General features: G+C 62.0%; 16 protein-coding genes. 8 read left to right on the top strand and 8 right to left on the bottom strand.

The genetic code is table 11. From position 1 onward, the window contains the following. Position 1: 1 nt before the first annotated feature. Together GM658_RS10985 and GM658_RS10980 are read right to left on the bottom strand one after the other, a co-directional pair. Complete coding sequence (locus tag GM658_RS10985) at positions 2–460, bottom strand: (2Fe-2S)-binding protein (RefSeq protein ID WP_155454095.1); 459 nt, start codon at positions 458–460, stop codon at positions 2–4. 107 nt (positions 461–567) lie between these two features. Continuing rightward, entirely contained in the window at positions 568–1,452 is an 885-nt protein-coding gene (locus tag GM658_RS10980) for an AraC family transcriptional regulator (protein WP_155454094.1), read from the bottom strand. A gap of 161 nt (positions 1,453–1,613) precedes the next feature. Between GM658_RS10980 and GM658_RS10975 the strand changes: the two genes are divergently transcribed. Together GM658_RS10975 and GM658_RS10970 are read left to right on the top strand one after the other, a co-directional pair. Then, positions 1,614–2,663, top strand: a complete 1,050-nt coding sequence (locus tag GM658_RS10975) for an NAD(P)-dependent alcohol dehydrogenase (protein ID WP_155454093.1) — start codon at positions 1,614–1,616, stop codon at positions 2,661–2,663. Next, positions 2,660–3,859, top strand: coding sequence for an MFS transporter (locus GM658_RS10970; RefSeq protein WP_155454092.1), 1,200 nt, complete (start codon positions 2,660–2,662; stop codon positions 3,857–3,859). Before GM658_RS10975 ends, GM658_RS10970 begins: the two co-directional genes overlap by 4 nt. Here the strand turns inward: GM658_RS10970 and GM658_RS10965 are convergent. Both GM658_RS10965 and GM658_RS10960 read right to left on the bottom strand, forming a co-directional pair. Continuing rightward, complete coding sequence (locus tag GM658_RS10965) at positions 3,849–4,742, bottom strand: LysR family transcriptional regulator (protein ID WP_155454091.1); 894 nt, start codon at positions 4,740–4,742, stop codon at positions 3,849–3,851. The two genes, GM658_RS10970 and GM658_RS10965, sit on opposite strands and share 11 nt — an antisense overlap. A gap of 105 nt (positions 4,743–4,847) precedes the next feature. After that, positions 4,848–6,767, bottom strand: coding sequence for a glycoside hydrolase family 27 protein (locus GM658_RS10960; RefSeq protein ID WP_155454090.1), 1,920 nt, complete (start codon positions 6,765–6,767; stop codon positions 4,848–4,850). 90 nt (positions 6,768–6,857) lie between these two features. On the opposite strand from GM658_RS10960, the gene GM658_RS10955 reads away from it, so the two are divergent. The 5 genes from GM658_RS10955 (at position 6,858) to GM658_RS10935 (ending at position 10,408) form a co-directional block, all read left to right on the top strand. Continuing rightward, the gene (locus GM658_RS10955; protein ID WP_155454089.1) at positions 6,858–7,793 is read left to right on the top strand and encodes an acyl-CoA desaturase; all 936 of its coding nucleotides are present in this window, start codon (positions 6,858–6,860) and stop codon (positions 7,791–7,793) included. 106 nt (positions 7,794–7,899) lie between these two features. After that, on the top strand, positions 7,900–8,898 hold the full coding sequence (locus GM658_RS10950) for an alpha/beta fold hydrolase (RefSeq protein WP_155454088.1): 999 nt from the start codon (positions 7,900–7,902) through the stop codon (positions 8,896–8,898). Between the two features lie 48 nt (positions 8,899–8,946). Beyond that, a complete protein-coding gene (locus GM658_RS10945) occupies positions 8,947–9,522 on the top strand; it encodes a TetR/AcrR family transcriptional regulator (protein ID WP_155454087.1) in 576 nt (191 codons plus the stop codon). Beyond that, a complete protein-coding gene (locus GM658_RS10940; protein ID WP_155454086.1) occupies positions 9,510–9,806 on the top strand; it encodes a YciI family protein in 297 nt (98 codons plus the stop codon). Before GM658_RS10945 ends, GM658_RS10940 begins: the two co-directional genes overlap by 13 nt. Next, on the top strand, positions 9,803–10,408 hold the full coding sequence (locus tag GM658_RS10935; RefSeq protein ID WP_170298773.1) for a DNA-3-methyladenine glycosylase I: 606 nt from the start codon (positions 9,803–9,805) through the stop codon (positions 10,406–10,408). The genes GM658_RS10940 and GM658_RS10935 overlap by 4 nt, the downstream gene beginning before the upstream one ends. Here GM658_RS10935 and GM658_RS10930 read toward each other — a convergent pair whose 3' ends face one another. Next, a complete protein-coding gene (locus GM658_RS10930) occupies positions 10,409–11,374 on the bottom strand; it encodes a GlxA family transcriptional regulator (protein ID WP_155454085.1) in 966 nt (321 codons plus the stop codon). It lies immediately after the preceding gene. Positions 11,375–11,467: 93 nt separating this feature from the next. Between GM658_RS10930 and GM658_RS10925 the strand changes: the two genes are divergently transcribed. Beyond that, complete coding sequence (locus tag GM658_RS10925; protein ID WP_155454084.1) at positions 11,468–12,190, top strand: MBL fold metallo-hydrolase; 723 nt, start codon at positions 11,468–11,470, stop codon at positions 12,188–12,190. A 53-nt stretch (positions 12,191–12,243) separates the two neighbouring features. Here the strand turns inward: GM658_RS10925 and GM658_RS10920 are convergent, their stop codons facing one another. Genes GM658_RS10920 through GM658_RS10910 form a run of 3 tightly spaced genes read right to left on the bottom strand, consistent with a single transcriptional unit; the run spans position 12,244 to position 15,726 of the window. Next, positions 12,244–12,858, bottom strand: coding sequence for a PqiC family protein (locus GM658_RS10920; RefSeq protein WP_155454083.1), 615 nt, complete (start codon positions 12,856–12,858; stop codon positions 12,244–12,246). Next, the gene (locus GM658_RS10915) at positions 12,855–14,492 is read right to left on the bottom strand and encodes a PqiB family protein (RefSeq protein WP_229416862.1); all 1,638 of its coding nucleotides are present in this window, start codon (positions 14,490–14,492) and stop codon (positions 12,855–12,857) included. Before GM658_RS10915 ends, GM658_RS10920 begins: the two co-directional genes overlap by 4 nt. Continuing rightward, positions 14,485–15,726 carry a paraquat-inducible protein A gene (locus tag GM658_RS10910; RefSeq protein ID WP_170298772.1) on the bottom strand — a complete coding sequence of 414 codons (1,242 nt, stop codon included), beginning with the start codon at positions 15,724–15,726 and terminating at the stop codon, positions 14,485–14,487. The genes GM658_RS10915 and GM658_RS10910 overlap by 8 nt, the downstream gene beginning before the upstream one ends. Between the last annotated feature and the right edge of the window lie 18 nt (positions 15,727–15,744).

Genomic DNA, 15,744 nt, shown 5'->3' with positions numbered 1-15,744 from the left:
TTCATGCCAGCTCCTGTGCGGCTTCGTGGATGGCAGCGCGAATGCGGACATAGGTGGCGCAGCGGCAGATATTGCCGGCCATGGCGGCATCGATGTCGGCATCCGATGGCTTGCGATTGCCCTCCAACAGGGCGACGGCGCTCATGATCTGGCCGGACTGGCAGTAGCCGCACTGGACCACGTCCAGTTTCTTCCAGGTTTCCTGCACCACCTGGCCAATGCGTGCACGGTCGACGCCTTCGATAGTGACGATCTTCTTGCCGACCGCTGCCGACACCGGGGTGCTGCACGAACGAATCGGGGTGCCGTCCAGGTGCGCAGTACAGGCGCCGCACAAACCCATGCCGCAGCCATATTTGGTGCCGGTCAAGTGCAGCTTATCGCGCAGCACCCACAGCAAAGGTGTGTCGGCGGCGACGTCAACGCGTGTCGTCGTGCCGTTGATATTCAGTGTGATCATTCCGTACTCTCCGCTCATATGGAAATGCAAGCTTGCATTCTATTGAGCGCGTTTTTACAGCCGATAGCACGATTCCACTGATTTCTTGCCTGATCCTCTTTGGCGTTTCAGACTGGTGCAGCCTCGCGCCGCATGGTGTCGATATCGCGCTTGGGCGGCGCGCCGAACAGGCGGCTGTATTCCCGGCTGAATTGCGAAGGACTTTCATAGCCGACCTTGAACGCCGCACTGGCGGCATCCAGGTGCTCGTTCAGCATCAGGCGCCGCGCTTCATTCAGGCGTAGCCATTTCTGGTACTGCAAAGGGCTCATCGCCGTCAGCTGGCGGAAGTGCAAGTGCAGGTTGGATGTGCTCATCTGGACGCGCGCCGCCAGTTCGTCAATCCGCAGCGGCTCGGCAAAGTGAACGCGCAGCCAGTCGAGCGCACGCGCAATGCGGAAGCCCTGGCTGCCAGCAGCCGCGATCTGGCGCAGGCGCGCCGACTGGTCGCTGAGGAGAAGGCGGTAATGGATTTCACGCTCGATCAACGGCGCCAGAACCGGGCTGGCATCCGGCTCGCCCAGCAGGGCGATCAGGCGCTTGAAAGGATCCGCGAGCGCGGGCGTCAGGCTGCCGATGGCCGCTGCGCCCTGGCTGGCGACGTCCACTGGCACCGGCAGCGCGCCCTGCGTCGCCAGTTCGGCAATGGTGCGCAGATCCAGCTTGTAGACCAGGCCAAGGCAGGGCCGGTCCGGTTGCGCCTCCAGCACCTGCGAGCTGCCGGGAAGGTTGAGCGCCGTCACCATGAAACGGGTCGAATCGTAGCGGTAGCTTTGTTCGCCGATGACCAATTGCTTGGCGCCCTGCGCGACCAGCACGATGCTGGGCTCGACCAGGCAGACGTGCGGTGTGGTCGGTGCGCTGCGCCGGTAAAGGAACAGATTGGCAATGGGGGACTGGAAGTCTTCTTCATCCCGTGTCCATTGCGCGATTGATTCAGCCAGGGTTTGCATGCAGGTCTCAACAAGTTAATCACCGCCGAGGATAACACTATCGCCCATTTCATTCATGAGCCAGATTGATAAGCCCATGCAATTTCTAGCCCGTTTTTCCCTTGTCTTTGTCGTTAAGATGCTCTCTTTCGGTTTTCAGTATCAATGAAAGGAAGCTTCTTATGACGGTCAAAGCATATGGCGCCCACGCTGGCGACCAAGCCCTTGTTTCCATGGACATCACTCGTCGAGAGCCTGGCGCGCATGATGTGCTGATCGATATCGCATTCTGCGGCGTGTGCCATTCCGACTTGCATACGGTTCGCGCGGAATGGGCCGGTACCCAGTTCCCATGCGTGCCTGGCCATGAAATTGTTGGCCGCATTTCCGCCGTCGGCGCCCATGTGAGCAGCCACAAAGTCGGCGACCTGGTCGGCGTTGGCTGCATCGTCAACAGCTGCAAGCATTGCGCCGACTGCGGCGACGGCCTCGAAAACTATTGCGACGGTATGGTCGGAACCTACAACGGAGCCACCGAAGAGAAGCCGGGTTGGACCCTGGGCGGTTACTCGCAGCAGATCGTGGTGCATGAGCGCTATGTGCTGCGTGTCCGTCACCCGGAACAGGACCTGGCCGCAGTGGCGCCGCTGCTGTGCGCCGGCATCACCACGTATTCGCCGCTACGGCACTGGAACGTTGGGCCGGGCAAGAAGGTTGGCGTGGTGGGGATCGGCGGTTTGGGCCATATGGGGATCAAGCTGGCTCGTGCCATGGGGGCGCATGTGGTAGCGTTCACCACCTCGGAATCGAAGCGCGCCGATGCCAGGGCGCTCGGCGCCAACGAAGTTGTCGTTTCGCGCAATGCGGATGAAATGGCGGCCCATGTCCAGAGCCTGGACTTCATCCTTGACACGGTAGCCGCCCCGCACGACCTCGACGCGTTCCTGGTGCTGCTGAAACGCGACGGGACGATGACGCTGGTAGGGGCGCCCGCGACGCCGCATCCTTCGCCCAACGTTTTCAACCAGATCATGAAGCGCCGCGCCATTGCCGGTTCGATGATCGGCGGTATTCCGGAAACCCAGGAAATGCTCGATTTCTGCGCCGAATATGGCATTGTGGCCGACATCGAATTGATCCGGGCCGAAGAAATCAACGTTGCCTATGAGCGCATGCTCAAGGGCGATGTCAAATATCGCTTTGTGATCGACAACGCTACGCTCTCTAAATGAATCCAACTGCAATCACGACGGCCGCGCCGCCGCCGGCCCGGGCGGCATGGGGCGCGGTGCTGGCGATGTCGCTCGGCGCCTTTGCGCTGGTGGCATCTGAATTCATGCCGGTCAGCTTGCTGACTCCGATCGCCGCCGACCTTCATATCACCGAAGGGCAGGCTGGCCAGGCGATTTCGATCTCGGGCGCCTTCGCCTTGCTGGCCAGCCTGGTCATCAGTTCGCTGGCCAGTCGGATGGACCGTAAGCTCCTGCTTCTTTCCATGTCGCTGCTGATGATGGTTTCGGGAGCTGTAGTGGCGTTTGCACCAAACTACCTGGTCTTCATGTCGGGCCGGGCCCTGATCGGAATCGCCATTGGCGGCTTCTGGTCGATTTCGGCGGCTACCGCGATGCGGCTGGTGCCTGAGGATCTTGTGCCGCGCGCGTTGGCCATTGTCAACGGCGGCAACGCGCTGGCGACGGTCATCGCCGCGCCGTTGGGCAGTTTTCTGGGCGCGAGCATCGGCTGGCGCGGCGCATTTTTCTGCGTGGTGCCTGTGGCGGCCTTGGCTTTTGGCTGGAAGTTCACCAGCTTGCCCGCCATGCGCACTGAGGCAGGGCAGGGAAGCGGTAAACAGTTTCGCCTGCTTGCGCGGCCCGTGGTGGGCTGGGGCATCCTGGCGGTCAGCCTGTTTTTCATGGGGCAGTTCGCCCTGTTCACCTACCTGCGCCCATTCCTCGAGAGCGCAACCCAGCTCAATGTTTCCGGCCTGTCGCTGATGCTGCTGATGATGGGCGTGTCGGGGTTTGCCGGTACGACGCTGATTGGTGCCTTTGTGGGCAAGGGCCTTTACCGCACGTTGACCGTAATTCCGCTGTTGATGGCGGCGATTGCGGTACTGCTTGTGGCATTCGGCGGCGAGCGGATACCGGTCATGCTGTTGCTGGCGGCATGGGGCTTGTTCGGCACCTCGGCGCCCGTTGGCTGGTGGACCTGGCTGGCGCGGACCTTACCCGACGATGCTGAAGCGGGAGGCGGCTTGATCGTCGCTGTAGTTCAGTTGGCGATCATGCTGGGCGCGACAGCGGGTGGCCTTCTGTTCGATGTGAGCGGCTATCAGGCCACGTTCTTCATGAGTGCTGCCTTGCTGCTTGCTGCAGCTGCTACGGCCTGGCTGGCGGCGCGCGCGAGCCGCGCTGCGCCTATCCATTGAACCTTATCGCCTCAATCACCAGGGCTAATGCACGCGAAGAGTTGCGTCGGTTGGGGAAGAACGCATGCAGACCTGGAAACGCTGGGCACCAGTCCGGCATCACGCTGACCAGGCGGCCGGCCTGCACGTGTTCCGACACCATGTCTCCCGGCAGGAATGCCAGGCCGCAGCCGTCAAGCGCAGCATCAAGCATCGGATAGACGCTCGTGAACAAGGCCTGGCCGCGCACCCGAGCCTCAATGGGGCGCCCCTGGTCCAGTAATTCCCAGGCATAGACTCCGCCGCTGCTGGATAAACGCAGACAGATGCAGTTATGGCGCATCAGTTCCTGCAGCGAGACCGGGATGGGGCGATGCTCGAAATAGGCCGGTGAGCCCACAATCACCATTTGCACGTCGGCGGTCAGGCGCACGGCGACCATGTCCTTTTCTACCTGGTCGCCATGGCGCACGCCGATGTCATAGCGTTCGGCGGCAATATCGATCAAGCGGTAATCGGAGCTGATTTCAACCTGCAGGTCCGGATACTGGCGCAGTAAGGGGGCGATGCGGGGCCAGAGCACGGTATTGACCGTATGGTCGATAGCGGTGATGCGGACGGTTCCTGTCGGTTTCTCGCCAAGGTCGCTGACGGCGGCGATTTCCGCTTCGATTTCCTCCAGACGGGGTGCTACGTTTTGCAACAGGCGCTCTCCGGCTTCGGTTGGCGAAACGCTGCGCGTTGTCCGCGTCAGCAGGCGTACGCCGAGCCGGCTTTCCAATGAACGGATGATATGGCTAAGGGCAGACTGCGTCATCCCCAACTTGGCGGCGGCGCGCGTGAAACTGCGTTCCCTCGCAACAGCCAGGAACACTAGGATATCGTTGATGTTGTCGCGGGCCATTCAGTAGTCCAGAGTTGAATTGAACCGATGATACACCGCCGCAATCAGATTGTTTCTGCGGGAGCTCGCCCCGAGGGGGACGGGCTCCCTTGACATCAGGACTTATCAGGAAGTCGTGATGGAGAAGATGCGCAGCGCCGGCTGGTTAGGCAGTGTGATGGAGATCACGCTCTTGCCGGCAGGGAGAGCGAACTTGGCCTGGGAAATCAGGTGGTTACCGCTCACCTGCGCCTTGGTCTGCGTGTTGGCATGCGTCGTTACCACGGCGGTGGTGTCGCCGAAGGCACTGGGGTTTACGCTTTGCCAATCCGGGAAGCCGAGCGTCACCGTGCTGCTGGTTCCGTCGCTGTAGTTCAGGGTCAGCGTGCCGGACACGTCGCCGCCGTTCGAGGCGCCGAGGAAGCCGATATAGCTGCGGCTGACCGCGGAATACGAAATGGTCTGGCCCTGGGCAATGATGCTGTCCAGTTGTCCTGCGCCGCCGCCTACCCAATTGGTAAAGGTTTGCCCGCCGACCGTGATGCTGCCGCCGGCGGCCACACCGGCCGAAGCCAACGCATCGGAGGAGAAGCTGCGGCAGGCGCTGTCGAAGCAGCCGGCAGTAGAGGCGTCATCGTCGCTGATCGAACTCGCATTGCGTGCCTGGCGCCAGGCGCTGAAGGCGTTGGAAGTCGGATGCAGGCGGTAGAGAATGGCGCTGGTCGCCGGCACGCTTGCCGAAATGCTGCCGGTGCTGGTGGAGACGGCTTTCGACCAAACGTCGGTCAGGCTGAACTGCGTTGCGGACGTGCCGACAGCCGTGCCGCTGGTGGAAATGGTCTGGGCCGTGGTGGACTTATTCAGTAACAGCACTGCGTAGTCACCGTTCGCCAGCGGTTTGGTGAAGACCGAGGTGTTGGCGTCGTTATAAATGCGCTTGCCTTGCGCCCCGATCTGGTCCTGGCTGATGGCGATCACGTCGGTGTTGCCGGCGTCGCTGACCAGCTGCGCTGTCAATCCGGTGGTGACGCCGACCTTGATGTTAAGCGGCGCTGCCATGATGGCCCAGAGGCTGAATTCGGACTGGCCTTGGGCCGTCGTCATTGAACCTTTGCCCATGGCGAGTTGGTCCAGGTCGTTGAAGTGGCCGGCGCGGGCGAATGCGGCGGTGCCGACCCCCTGGTCCAGCGTGGTCAGCATGGAAGACCAGGTGCTGCCGCCGTTGTCGCCGCCAATGCGCCACTGTTGCGCGTACAGGGCCAGGCCGCCGACCACTTTCTGGAAGGCGGCGGTGCCGGTGGCGTCGTTATGCCAGTTGAAGTAGGCTGCCGGCGACGGAGTCAAGACCATGTGGGTGCCGTAGGCGGCGTTGGCGGCATCGACCGCCAGCGCGGTCTGGCGGTAGGCGTCGACGGCGACGGTAGCATCGCTGTCGGTGGTGAGCGGCCAGCCGTTGGAGGTGTTGTTGATGTTGTAGCAGTAGTCGCTCTTGATGTAGTCGACACCCATGCTGGCGAAGTAGTTGGAATCGCTGATGAAGTAGGTTGGGCCGCTGGCGGCATTCATCGCCGCGCCGCCGTCGCAGGTCTTGGAGCCGCCGTCAGTGTAGATGCCGAACTTCAGTCCCTTGGAGTGGACGTAGTTGATGGTGGACTGAATGCCTTGCGGGTATTTGCTCGGCGAGGCGATCGGGTGGCCGTTGGCATCCCGGCCGCCGGAGCAGTTTGGTACCGGTGTGCGTGCGGCATCCCAGTCCGTGCAGTCAGTCCTGACCATCCAGTCATCGTCGACTGCGACGATGTTCCAGCCTTTGGCCGCGAGCCCAGTGCTGACCAGGCCATCCGCGGTCGAGCGGACCAGGACGTCGGTGGTCTCGCGCCAGGAGCCGGGGCGCACGACCATGCTCGGCACGCCCTGCAGGGTGTGGTCGGCTACATTGCCGGGCAATGAGACTGCGTGCACCGGCACTGCAGCTGCCAGCGTGGCGAAAGTGGACAAGGCGGCTTTGACGGCCGAAGCGGTGCTGCTTGACTTCTTTTTATGCATGGTTCTCCTCCATTGGATTTCCCGTCTGATTTGGCGCCTTGAATGGCACTCTCTGTGGTAACGTTATCAGGCTGATAAGGTTAGCATAGCATGGAATTCTTGCGAGAGGGGAAGATTGGTAATAGCATACTGTTGCTAAAATATTTCGAGTGCAGGATGAAGGATCTTTATATCTCGCAGCACCCAAGGGAAAACTGGGGCAACAGGTTGCTCAACGTGGCTTCCATAATCCTGCCGTGGATATTGATGGCAGCCCTGGCGCTGCGCGGGAAGTGGCAGCTGACACCGACTGCTGCGACATGGATCGTGTTTGCTGTTTTCTTCGGTTCGACCGTGCTGGGCGTGGCCATCGGCATGCATCGCTACTTCACGCATCATGCGTTCAAGACCAGTGCCGTCATCAAGGTCATTTTAGGTGTGCTTGGCACCTGGGCGATGCAGGGGGATATAACGCGCTGGGTGGCGGACCACCGGCGCCACCATCGCTTTGCCGACAAGCAGTTCGATCCGCATTCGCCGTGGTTTTCCGACAGCGGCCCGATTTCGAACCGCTTCCTGGGCTGGTTCCACTCGCACATGGGGTGGATGATTTATGGCCGCGTCTCGCAGCCTGAACGCTATGCGCCGGATTGCCTTGCAGACGGCAGTATCGCTTTCCTTTCAAAGTTCTATTGGCCGATCGCCGCCACCGGACTGGTTCTGCCTGGCGCGGTTGGCTTTCTGCTGGGCGGAGAGGGCGAGATGGTGCGCTGCCTTTTCTGGGCTGGCGCCACGCGGGTGGCCCTGCTGCACCAGTTCACGTGGTCGGTCAATTCGTTCGGCCATATATTCGGGAACAAGGTGGCGGGAAGCGATAGCGAAGCACGGGACAATGTCTTCTTTGCCTTGCTGCTGCTAGGCGAGGGCCTGCATAGCCATCACCACGCGCGTCCAACCTCGGCGATGAACGAGCCAAGGCACCTCGATCCGGGCGGCTGGATCATTCGGGGATGCGAAAGACTTGGCCTGGTATGGCAGCTCCGGTAGCCGCCGTTCGCCCCTTATTTTCGACCGTTCGTCCGACTGCCGCTTGTTGTGCGCAGCAGGATTCAGATAGCGTAAGCAGGTTCGATTTCTTTGAGGAGAGAAGACCATGCGTGCGATTTGTCTGTTCATTGGACTGTTCCTGGCCAAGCTGGCGTGGGCAAGCGGCATCTCGTCCATGGAGAGGGTACGGCTTGGCGGCGTGGAGCAGGCAATCGGTATCCATGGAGAGGACACCAGCAAGCCGCTCTTACTGATACTTCATGGCGGGCCGGGTTTCTCCGAACTGCTGCTGTTCCGAAGCTATAACCGTGGCCTGGAGCGCGACTTTGTCGTCGTGAACTGGGACCAGCGCGGAGCCGGCCTTTCCTTCGATCCCCAAGCCCCCGCGTCTTCCCTGCGTATCGGCCAGATCGAGGCGGATGCGCATGAACTGGTAACGCTGTTGAAGCAGCGCTTTGGGCGCAAGAAGATTTTCCTGCTTGGCCACTCATGGGGAACGGTCCTTGGCACGATGCTGGCGCGCGATTATCCGGAAGATTTTTACGCCTACGTCGGCGTCGGTCAGGTAGCCAACCTGATTGAAAACGAAAAAGTCTCGCTGGCTTATGTCCTCGACAAGGCGCGCCAGGACAAGAATGCCCAGGCTATTCGCGAGCTTGAGGGTTTGCAAGGCCGCTATCCGTCTGGTGGCAAGCAAGGCGTGGAAGACCTGAAGACACAGCGGAACTGGCTGCTGCGCTATGGCGGCGTGTTTTACGGCGGCATGAATTACCGGAAAATGTTCGAGGGCGTGCACACGGAAGAAGAAGCACTGTACCGCGATGCGCAAAGCGACAAAGGTGAAGCACTGTCGCTGGCGACCCTTTGGCCGGAATTACTCCAACTGGATCTCACGCGTACGGCCCGCACTTTCCAGGTTCCGGTCTACTTCCTGCTTGGCCGAGCCGACTTCAACGCACCGTGGCAAATAGCACGCAATTACTTTGACCAGATCGAAGCGCCGCACAAGGCACTGGTGATGTTTGAGCGTTCGGGCCACTTCATTCCGTTCGAAGAGCCGGCCAAGTTCAACCAGTTCATGCATGGCCTGAGTGCGCTGGATTAGCGCGTTATTTTCTTGACAATTCTAGGGCGCGCGTCCTAATATATTCCCATGACTGGAAAAGCGACGCGCGAACGAATCATCGAAGCGGCTGACCGGCTGTTCTATCAGCAGGGTTACGAGCAGACGTCGTTCGCCGACGTGGCGGCGGCCGTCGGCATCACTCGCGGCAATTTCTATCATCACTTCAAGGCAAAGGACGAGATTCTCGATGCTGTCATCCAGCTACGCCTGGACGCCACCGCAGGAATGCTTGCGCGTTGGGAGGTGGCGGGCGGGCATCCGGAAGGGCGGCTGCTTTGTTTCGTCGGCATCCTGGTCGCGAACCGCGCGAAGATCATGGCCCACGGCTGTCCGGTCGGTACGCTGAGCACCGAATTGTCGAAGCTTGAGCATCGCTCGCGCGAAGATGCCAACAAGATCTTCCTGCTGTTTCGCACTTGGCTGCGCCGCCAGTTCGAGCTACTCGGCAGGCCGGACGATGCCGATGACCTGGCCATGCATTTGCTCGCGCGTAGCCAGGGCGTGGCCACGCTTGCCAATGCATTCCATGATGAAGGGTTTATCCAAAAAGAAGTCGACGCCATGCGCGACTGGATCAAAGGAGTGAGAACATGTTTGTCATAACACTGCGTTTTGCCGACAAGAGCCGGGCGGCCCTGCATACGGATGCGCATAAGGCATGGATGCGTTTGGGCCTGCAGGAGGGAGTGTTCTTGCTGGCGGGGAGCATCCAGCCGAATGCCGGCGGCGCCATCATCGCCCATAACACGTCCTTACCGGCGCTGCAGGAACGCCTGGCGCAAGACCCGTTTGTTGCGGAAGGCGTTGTTACGGCGGACATCCTGGAGATCGCGCCATCGATGACCGATGAGCGCTTGGCATTCCTGAAGCACGAGGTGGCGGCGTGAGCGAATTATTCGCCGGGCCTGATGGCGGCGCGCGCTGCCGCTGGTGCGGTGCCGCGCCGGAATTCCCGCACTATCATGATTCCGAGTGGGGATTTCCGGTAGTCGATGACACGCGCCTGTTTGAAAAGATCTGCCTTGAAGGATTCCAGTCAGGCTTGAGCTGGCGAACCATCCTGGCAAAGCGCGAGAATTTCCGGCGCGCGTTCCATCATTTCGATATCGACCGTGTCGCTCGCTTCACGGAGAAGGACGTGGAGCGCCTGTTGCAGGACGAAGGAATTGTCCGCCATCGCGGCAAGATCGAGGCGGTGATCAACAACGCCAGGCGCGCCAGGGAGCTGATTGCGAGCGAAGGATCGCTGGCGCGCTTTGTCTGGAAATTCGAGCCAGCGCCGGATGGAGCGGCGCCTCCGCAGACTGTTTCCACGTCTGATGAAGCCATCGCATTATCGAAGGCGCTGAAAAAGCTGGGCTGGAAATTTGTCGGCCCGACGACCGTCTATGCATTCATGCAGGCGATGGGCCTGGTCAATGATCACGCCCAGGGATGCGTCGTCCGGGAACGTGCGGAACGTGCGCGCAGCAAGCTCAAGCGGCCTTGATCATTGGCGGCGATAGCGCATCGGCGTCTGGCCGGTGTGACGTGTGAACAGGCGCGAAAAGCTGCTGGCATCCGCGTAGCCGACCGCTTCGGCGATGCGCGGCATACTCCACGCGCTGCTGCGTAATAGTTCCTTTGCCTTTTCCACTCGTGCGGCATGCAGCAGGGACAAGGGCGTCTGGCCGGTCTCGCTGCGGACCCGGCGCATCAAGGTGCTGGGGCTTGTGTGGAAGGCGCCTGCGACCTCCTGCAGCGAGTAGGGCGTTGCCAAGCGGCCGTTGAACCATTCGATCAAGCGTTGGGAAAAGTCTGGCAGCTCCTGGGCTGCGATATTGGTGTCCACATAAGGGGCCTGGCTGCTGCGCTGGTCCGGCAGTAGCGAAACGCGGGCGGTGGCGACTGCTGCCTCCGCTCCCAACAGGTGCTTGATCAGGTAGATGGCGAGGTCGGTGGCCGCGCTGACGGCGCCGGTGGTAATGACGGCGCTGTCGTCCACCAGCAGCGCTTCCGGCCGGACGGAGACTGCAGGGTAGAGCCGCGCGAGGTCGCCTGCGAACAGCCAGGAAGTGGCGGCCTTGCGGCCATTGAGCAAGCCGGCTTCGGCCAACAGGAAGGCGCCCACACATGCCGACGCCACCCGGCTGCCTTTGGCAAAACTGCGGCGGATGAATTCAACTTCCTTGCTCCAGGCGGCCAGCCTGAATTGCCAGTCGACGGGGCGGTTGAGGCCAAAGCCGGGGACGATCAGTACATCATATTTTCCGCTGGGCTTGACCGCTTCCAGGGGAACTCCGCCCGACAACAGGACGCGGCGCCCGTGGACCGAAACCCAGTCCACTTCCGGGGGCGCAGCCTTTGCGATGTCCGCCCCGATGGCAAGAATGTCCGCCACGCTGAATAGCTGCAGGCCCATGCAGCCAGGGTAGGCCAGAAGGGCGACGCGCGCAGGTTTCAAAGGTTTGACCATATCGGCTAAAAAAATGCGAATATCGCCATGCTAATGGAACGCGGCGCCCGTGCACAATAGCCTGGCCGATTTCTTTTGCCAGGAGTTCCAGGAATGAGTACGCCCGAGATTGTTCGAGTTGGCATCGCGCCGCTTGGCATGGTGAACTGCCATATCATCATTGGCCCCAAAGGCTGTGTCCTGGTCGATACCGGTTTGCCGGGCAGCGGTCGCAAAGTGGAACGGGCCCTTTATCTCCATGGGCTGCAGCTTTCCGACATCAAGCTGATCGTGGTGACGCATGCGCATATCGACCATGCGGGAAGCGCTGCGCAACTGCGCGCGCAAACCGGTGCCCCCATCGTTGCGCACGCGGGCGATCTTGACTACTACCTGCAGAAGCGGCCGATGACATTTTGCGCCACTGGCTGGTTCGGGCGCGCGTTTCTCCGAACCGGCTTGATCAGGAAGCCGTACGTACCGTTCACTCCCGATATCCTTTTGCAGGAAGACGAGGTCCTTGCACTGAAGCCGTTCGGTCTCGACGGCATGGTTTTGCCGACCCCTGGGCATACTTGCGGCTCGATTTCGGTGCAGCTTGCAGGCGGCGATGCGATGGTAGGCGACTTGATCTCCTCAGGCATCCTGCTGGGGGGGATTGCCAGGACCGGCAAGGCGAAGCGCCCGCCATTCGAAGACAATCCCCAAGCGGTTGCAGCGCAGCTGGAAAGCATGCTGGAGGCGGGATCGCAGCGCTTTTTCATGGGACATGGCGGCCCGCTCAGGGCGGGCGAGGTGCGGCGCCATGTTGAATCACTGCGTGAACTTGCAAGCTGAATGCGGCAACGTCCGTTACGCTTTGCGCAGGCTGCTGCCGAAGCAGAAAGCGGCTAGCTCGCTGCCGTTTGCGGGCAACTGGCTTTGCCGGCGGCCAGGCCGCGCACGGCTCGCGAGATGTCCGCCGCGACGCGGGCCAGGGCACGGCGATGGCCGATCACGAGTGCGTCGAACCCGGCGGCCACCTCTTCGCGCGCAGTGCTGCGGCAAGTCAGGACTTGCGTGCTGCCTGCCTGGCGCACGCTCCACACGGCGTCCAGCAGCGCATACTTGCCGGGCGCCGATTCAAAGCGCAGCACGCCGGTGCTGATGCGGTAGACCACGGCTTTTTCCGGCGGCTGCGTGCGGAACACGTCGATGGCGCCCAGTTCGCCGGAAATGGCCAGCGACAGCGCCTGGCCAATTTCCGACGCCGGCGGCGACGACCAGCGTTCCTGCTCCAGTACGTCGATGCGGCCTTCGCCCGACGTCACTACCAGCTGGCTGCGCGCCACCTGCTGCGGCACGCTCACGTTTTGCACCTCGATGTAGTAGCCGGGATCCGGCACGCTGGCGGCGGACGCCATGCCGTTGCTAAGGCTGTAGAAGCGTTCCGGCGGCGCGCTGGCGCAGCCGGCCAGGGTCAGCGCGGCCGCGGCGGCAAAGGGGAAGGCATGCCAGCGCATCATTTGTTCTCCTTCATGGGCAGGGGTTTGGCGCGGATCAGCGCTTCCGGATGGCGCTCCAGGTAATCGGACAGTTCGCTCAGCGATTGCAGCGTCTGCGTCAGCTGCTGCAAGGCGGTGCGCAAATCGGACTGCACCGGCGAATCCTGCTGCAGCACCTGCTGCGCTTCGCCGAAGGTCTTGCGCGCTTCGCCCAGCGTCGCCTGCAGGTCCGGCACCAGCTGGCCATCGACTTTCTTGAACAGGTTGTCGGCGCTCTTCAGCAAGTCGCGCAGGTTGATGCCGATCTGGTCGAACGGGACCTTGTCCAGTTTGCGCGCGATGCTGGCGATCTGCGCCTGCAGTTCGTCAAGGGCGTTCGGTACCGTCGGCACTTCGATCGGGTAGGCGTTCATATCCAGTTTGGCTTGCGCCGCGTTGGGGAAGAAGTCCAGCGCGATGTACAGCTGGCCGGTCAGCAGGTTGCCGGTGCGCAGCTGCCCGCGCAGGCCGTGGCTGACCATGCGCTCCAGCACCAGCGGGCCGGCGTTGCGGTCCTTTTCATCCGTCACCGTCTCCTGGAAGCGGCGGCCAAGGCGGCTTGGGTACATGTCCACCGTGACCGGCATGCGGAAGTCTTTCTTGACCGGGTCGAATTCAACGCCTACGGAACGCACCTCGCCGAGCACAATGCCGCGGAAGTCCACCGGCGCGCCGGGCGACAGGCCGCGCAGGGACTGGTTAAAGTAGAACACCGTGGTCACCGGCGCACCGTCCTGCTCGCGCATGGCGCGCGCCTGGTCGGCGGCGAGCGGGAATTCGGTGCCTGCGGCGGCAAGCGTATCGGGCTTGCGTCCGCTGACCGATTCGAAACCGATGCCGCCCACCAGCAGCGCCGCCACGGACTGCGTATTCAGCTTGAAGCCGCCGGAGTCGAGCTGCAGGTCCACCCCGCTGGCGTGCCACCAGCGCGTATTCTTGCCTACGTACTGGTCGTACGGGGCATTGACAAACACCTTGATTGCCACGCCCTGGCCATTGTTTTCCAGCTCGTAGCCGATCACCTGGCCGGCCGGGATGCGGCGGTAGAAGACGGGCGAGCCGGCGTCGATCGACCCAAGCGAATCGCCGTGCAGGGTGAATTGCTTGCCTTTCTGGTCGCCTGCCACTTGCGGCACTTTTTCGAGGCCTGTGAAATCGTGGCTGCTCTCCTGCGATTTGCCCGCGTCGACACCAATGTAGGCGCCGGACAGCAGCGTGCCAAGGCCGGAAACGCCGCTGACGCCGATGCGCGGCTTGACCACCCAGAAGCGCGTATCGGCTGCGGTGAAGCGGCGCGCATCCTTGTTCATGTCGATGGTCACCTGCACCTTGCTCAAATCCGGCGACAGGGAAATCGCGCGCACCTGGCCCACGTCCACGTCCTTGTATTTCACCTTGGTCTTGCCCGCTTCCAGGCCTTCGCCGCTGCGGAAGCTGACCACCACGGTCGGCCCTTCATCGAAATAGGATTTGGCGACCAGGCCGATGCCGATCAGCGCCGCCAGCAGCGGAACCAGCCAGACCAGGGAAGGCAGCCAGTGGCTGGCTTTGTCGACCTGGGGCTGCGGCAGGGGAGCGCCGGCGGTGTTGGCTTGGGTGCCGTCGTGTTCAGGCATGTTGTTGTTCTCCATTCGGCGGGACAGGGTCCCAGATCAGGCGCGGATCGAATTGCATCGAAGCGATCATGGTCAGCACCACGACGGCGCAAAATGCCAGGGCTCCCGGCCCGGCGGTAATGGTGGCAAGCGACTGGAAGCGCACCAGCGCCACAGTCAGCGTAATGACGAAAATATCGAGCATCGACCAGCGGCCGACGAATTCCACCAGGCGGTACAGGACGGTGCGCTGCTGCGGGCGCCAGCGCGAGTGGCGCTGCGCGGTCCATGTCAGCAAGGCCAGCACGGCCAGCTTCATCAAGGGCACGACGATGCTGGCGATGAAGATGATCGCCGCCAGGCCGGGCGAGCCGCTGTCCCAGAAATACAGTACGCCGCTGATGATGGTGTCATCCTCCAGTCCGAACAGCGAGTGCGTGTACATCACCGGCAGCAGGTTGGCGGGAATGTACAGGATGGCCGCGGCGATCAGGTAGGCCCAGGTGCGCCCCAGGCTATTGGGTTGACGGTGGTGCAGGCGGGCGTGGCAGCGCGGGCAGTGCTGGTGCGCGGCGTGTGTGTCGGCGGACACCAGTCCGCAGACGTGGCAGGACAAGGCTTCGGCCGGCACGGCTGGCGCCGGCGTTGGCGGCGACAGCGCATCGCCCAGGTTCCATAGCGTTTTCGGATTGAACGAAACGACAATCGCAAGCATCAGCGTGAGCCCGCCAAAAGCGAACAGGCCGGGTTGCAGGACCACGGTGGCCAGGCTGGTCATCTTGACGATGGTGATGAGGATGCCGATCATCAGCACCTCCGTCATGCCCCAGCGCCGCGCCAGGTGGACTGTGCGAAGCAAAACGTTGAACAGCATGGGCTTGTGGCCAAGCGCCAATGCCAGGGTGACGTGCAGCAGCGACAGCAGTTCAACCGCCGGCAAGAGGAAGGTAAATAAAAATACCGCGCTGGCGACCAGCTGCATGTGCTCGCGCCAAAGCACCGTGATGGCGCCGAGCAGCGTGGCGCGCGAGACGTTGCCGTTCACGTCCAGTTCGACGATAGGGCTGCATTGTGCAATCAGGTACATGATCAGCGTGGCCAGGATGATGGCTGCCATGCGGCTGGCATCCGAATGGATACCCCGGTACAGCACTGACCGGCAGCGCACGCAGCGCGCTTTTTCGCGCGGCAGCACAGGACGCCGGCGATGCAGCACGCCGCAGTCGTGGCAACTGATTAAGTCGTATCGATGCACTCGTTTAGCCTGATCCTG

The sequence above is a fragment of the Massilia eburnea genome (assembly GCF_009720745.1).
Lineage (GTDB): Bacteria > Pseudomonadota > Gammaproteobacteria > Burkholderiales > Burkholderiaceae_D > Rugamonas > Rugamonas eburnea.
This window is presented reverse-complemented; position numbering and strand designations above follow the sequence as displayed.

Coding starts and splice junctions, on each gene's coding strand:
- GM658_RS10985 (WP_155454095.1), bottom strand. CDS start 460: ATGATCACACTGAATATCAACGGCACGACGACACGCGTTGACGTCGCC.
- GM658_RS10980 (WP_155454094.1), bottom strand. CDS start 1,452: ATGCAAACCCTGGCTGAATCAATCGCGCAATGGACACGGGATGAAGAA.
- GM658_RS10975 (WP_155454093.1), top strand. CDS start 1,614: ATGACGGTCAAAGCATATGGCGCCCACGCTGGCGACCAAGCCCTTGTT.
- GM658_RS10970 (WP_155454092.1), top strand. CDS start 2,660: ATGAATCCAACTGCAATCACGACGGCCGCGCCGCCGCCGGCCCGGGCG.
- GM658_RS10965 (WP_155454091.1), bottom strand. CDS start 4,742: ATGGCCCGCGACAACATCAACGATATCCTAGTGTTCCTGGCTGTTGCG.
- GM658_RS10960 (WP_155454090.1), bottom strand. CDS start 6,767: ATGCATAAAAAGAAGTCAAGCAGCACCGCTTCGGCCGTCAAAGCCGCC.
- GM658_RS10955 (WP_155454089.1), top strand. CDS start 6,858: ATGGAATTCTTGCGAGAGGGGAAGATTGGTAATAGCATACTGTTGCTA.
- GM658_RS10950 (WP_155454088.1), top strand. CDS start 7,900: ATGCGTGCGATTTGTCTGTTCATTGGACTGTTCCTGGCCAAGCTGGCG.
- GM658_RS10945 (WP_155454087.1), top strand. CDS start 8,947: ATGACTGGAAAAGCGACGCGCGAACGAATCATCGAAGCGGCTGACCGG.
- GM658_RS10940 (WP_155454086.1), top strand. CDS start 9,510: ATGTTTGTCATAACACTGCGTTTTGCCGACAAGAGCCGGGCGGCCCTG.
- GM658_RS10930 (WP_155454085.1), bottom strand. CDS start 11,374: ATGGTCAAACCTTTGAAACCTGCGCGCGTCGCCCTTCTGGCCTACCCT.
- GM658_RS10925 (WP_155454084.1), top strand. CDS start 11,468: ATGAGTACGCCCGAGATTGTTCGAGTTGGCATCGCGCCGCTTGGCATG.
- GM658_RS10920 (WP_155454083.1), bottom strand. CDS start 12,858: ATGATGCGCTGGCATGCCTTCCCCTTTGCCGCCGCGGCCGCGCTGACC.
- GM658_RS10915 (WP_229416862.1), bottom strand. CDS start 14,492: ATGCCTGAACACGACGGCACCCAAGCCAACACCGCCGGCGCTCCCCTG.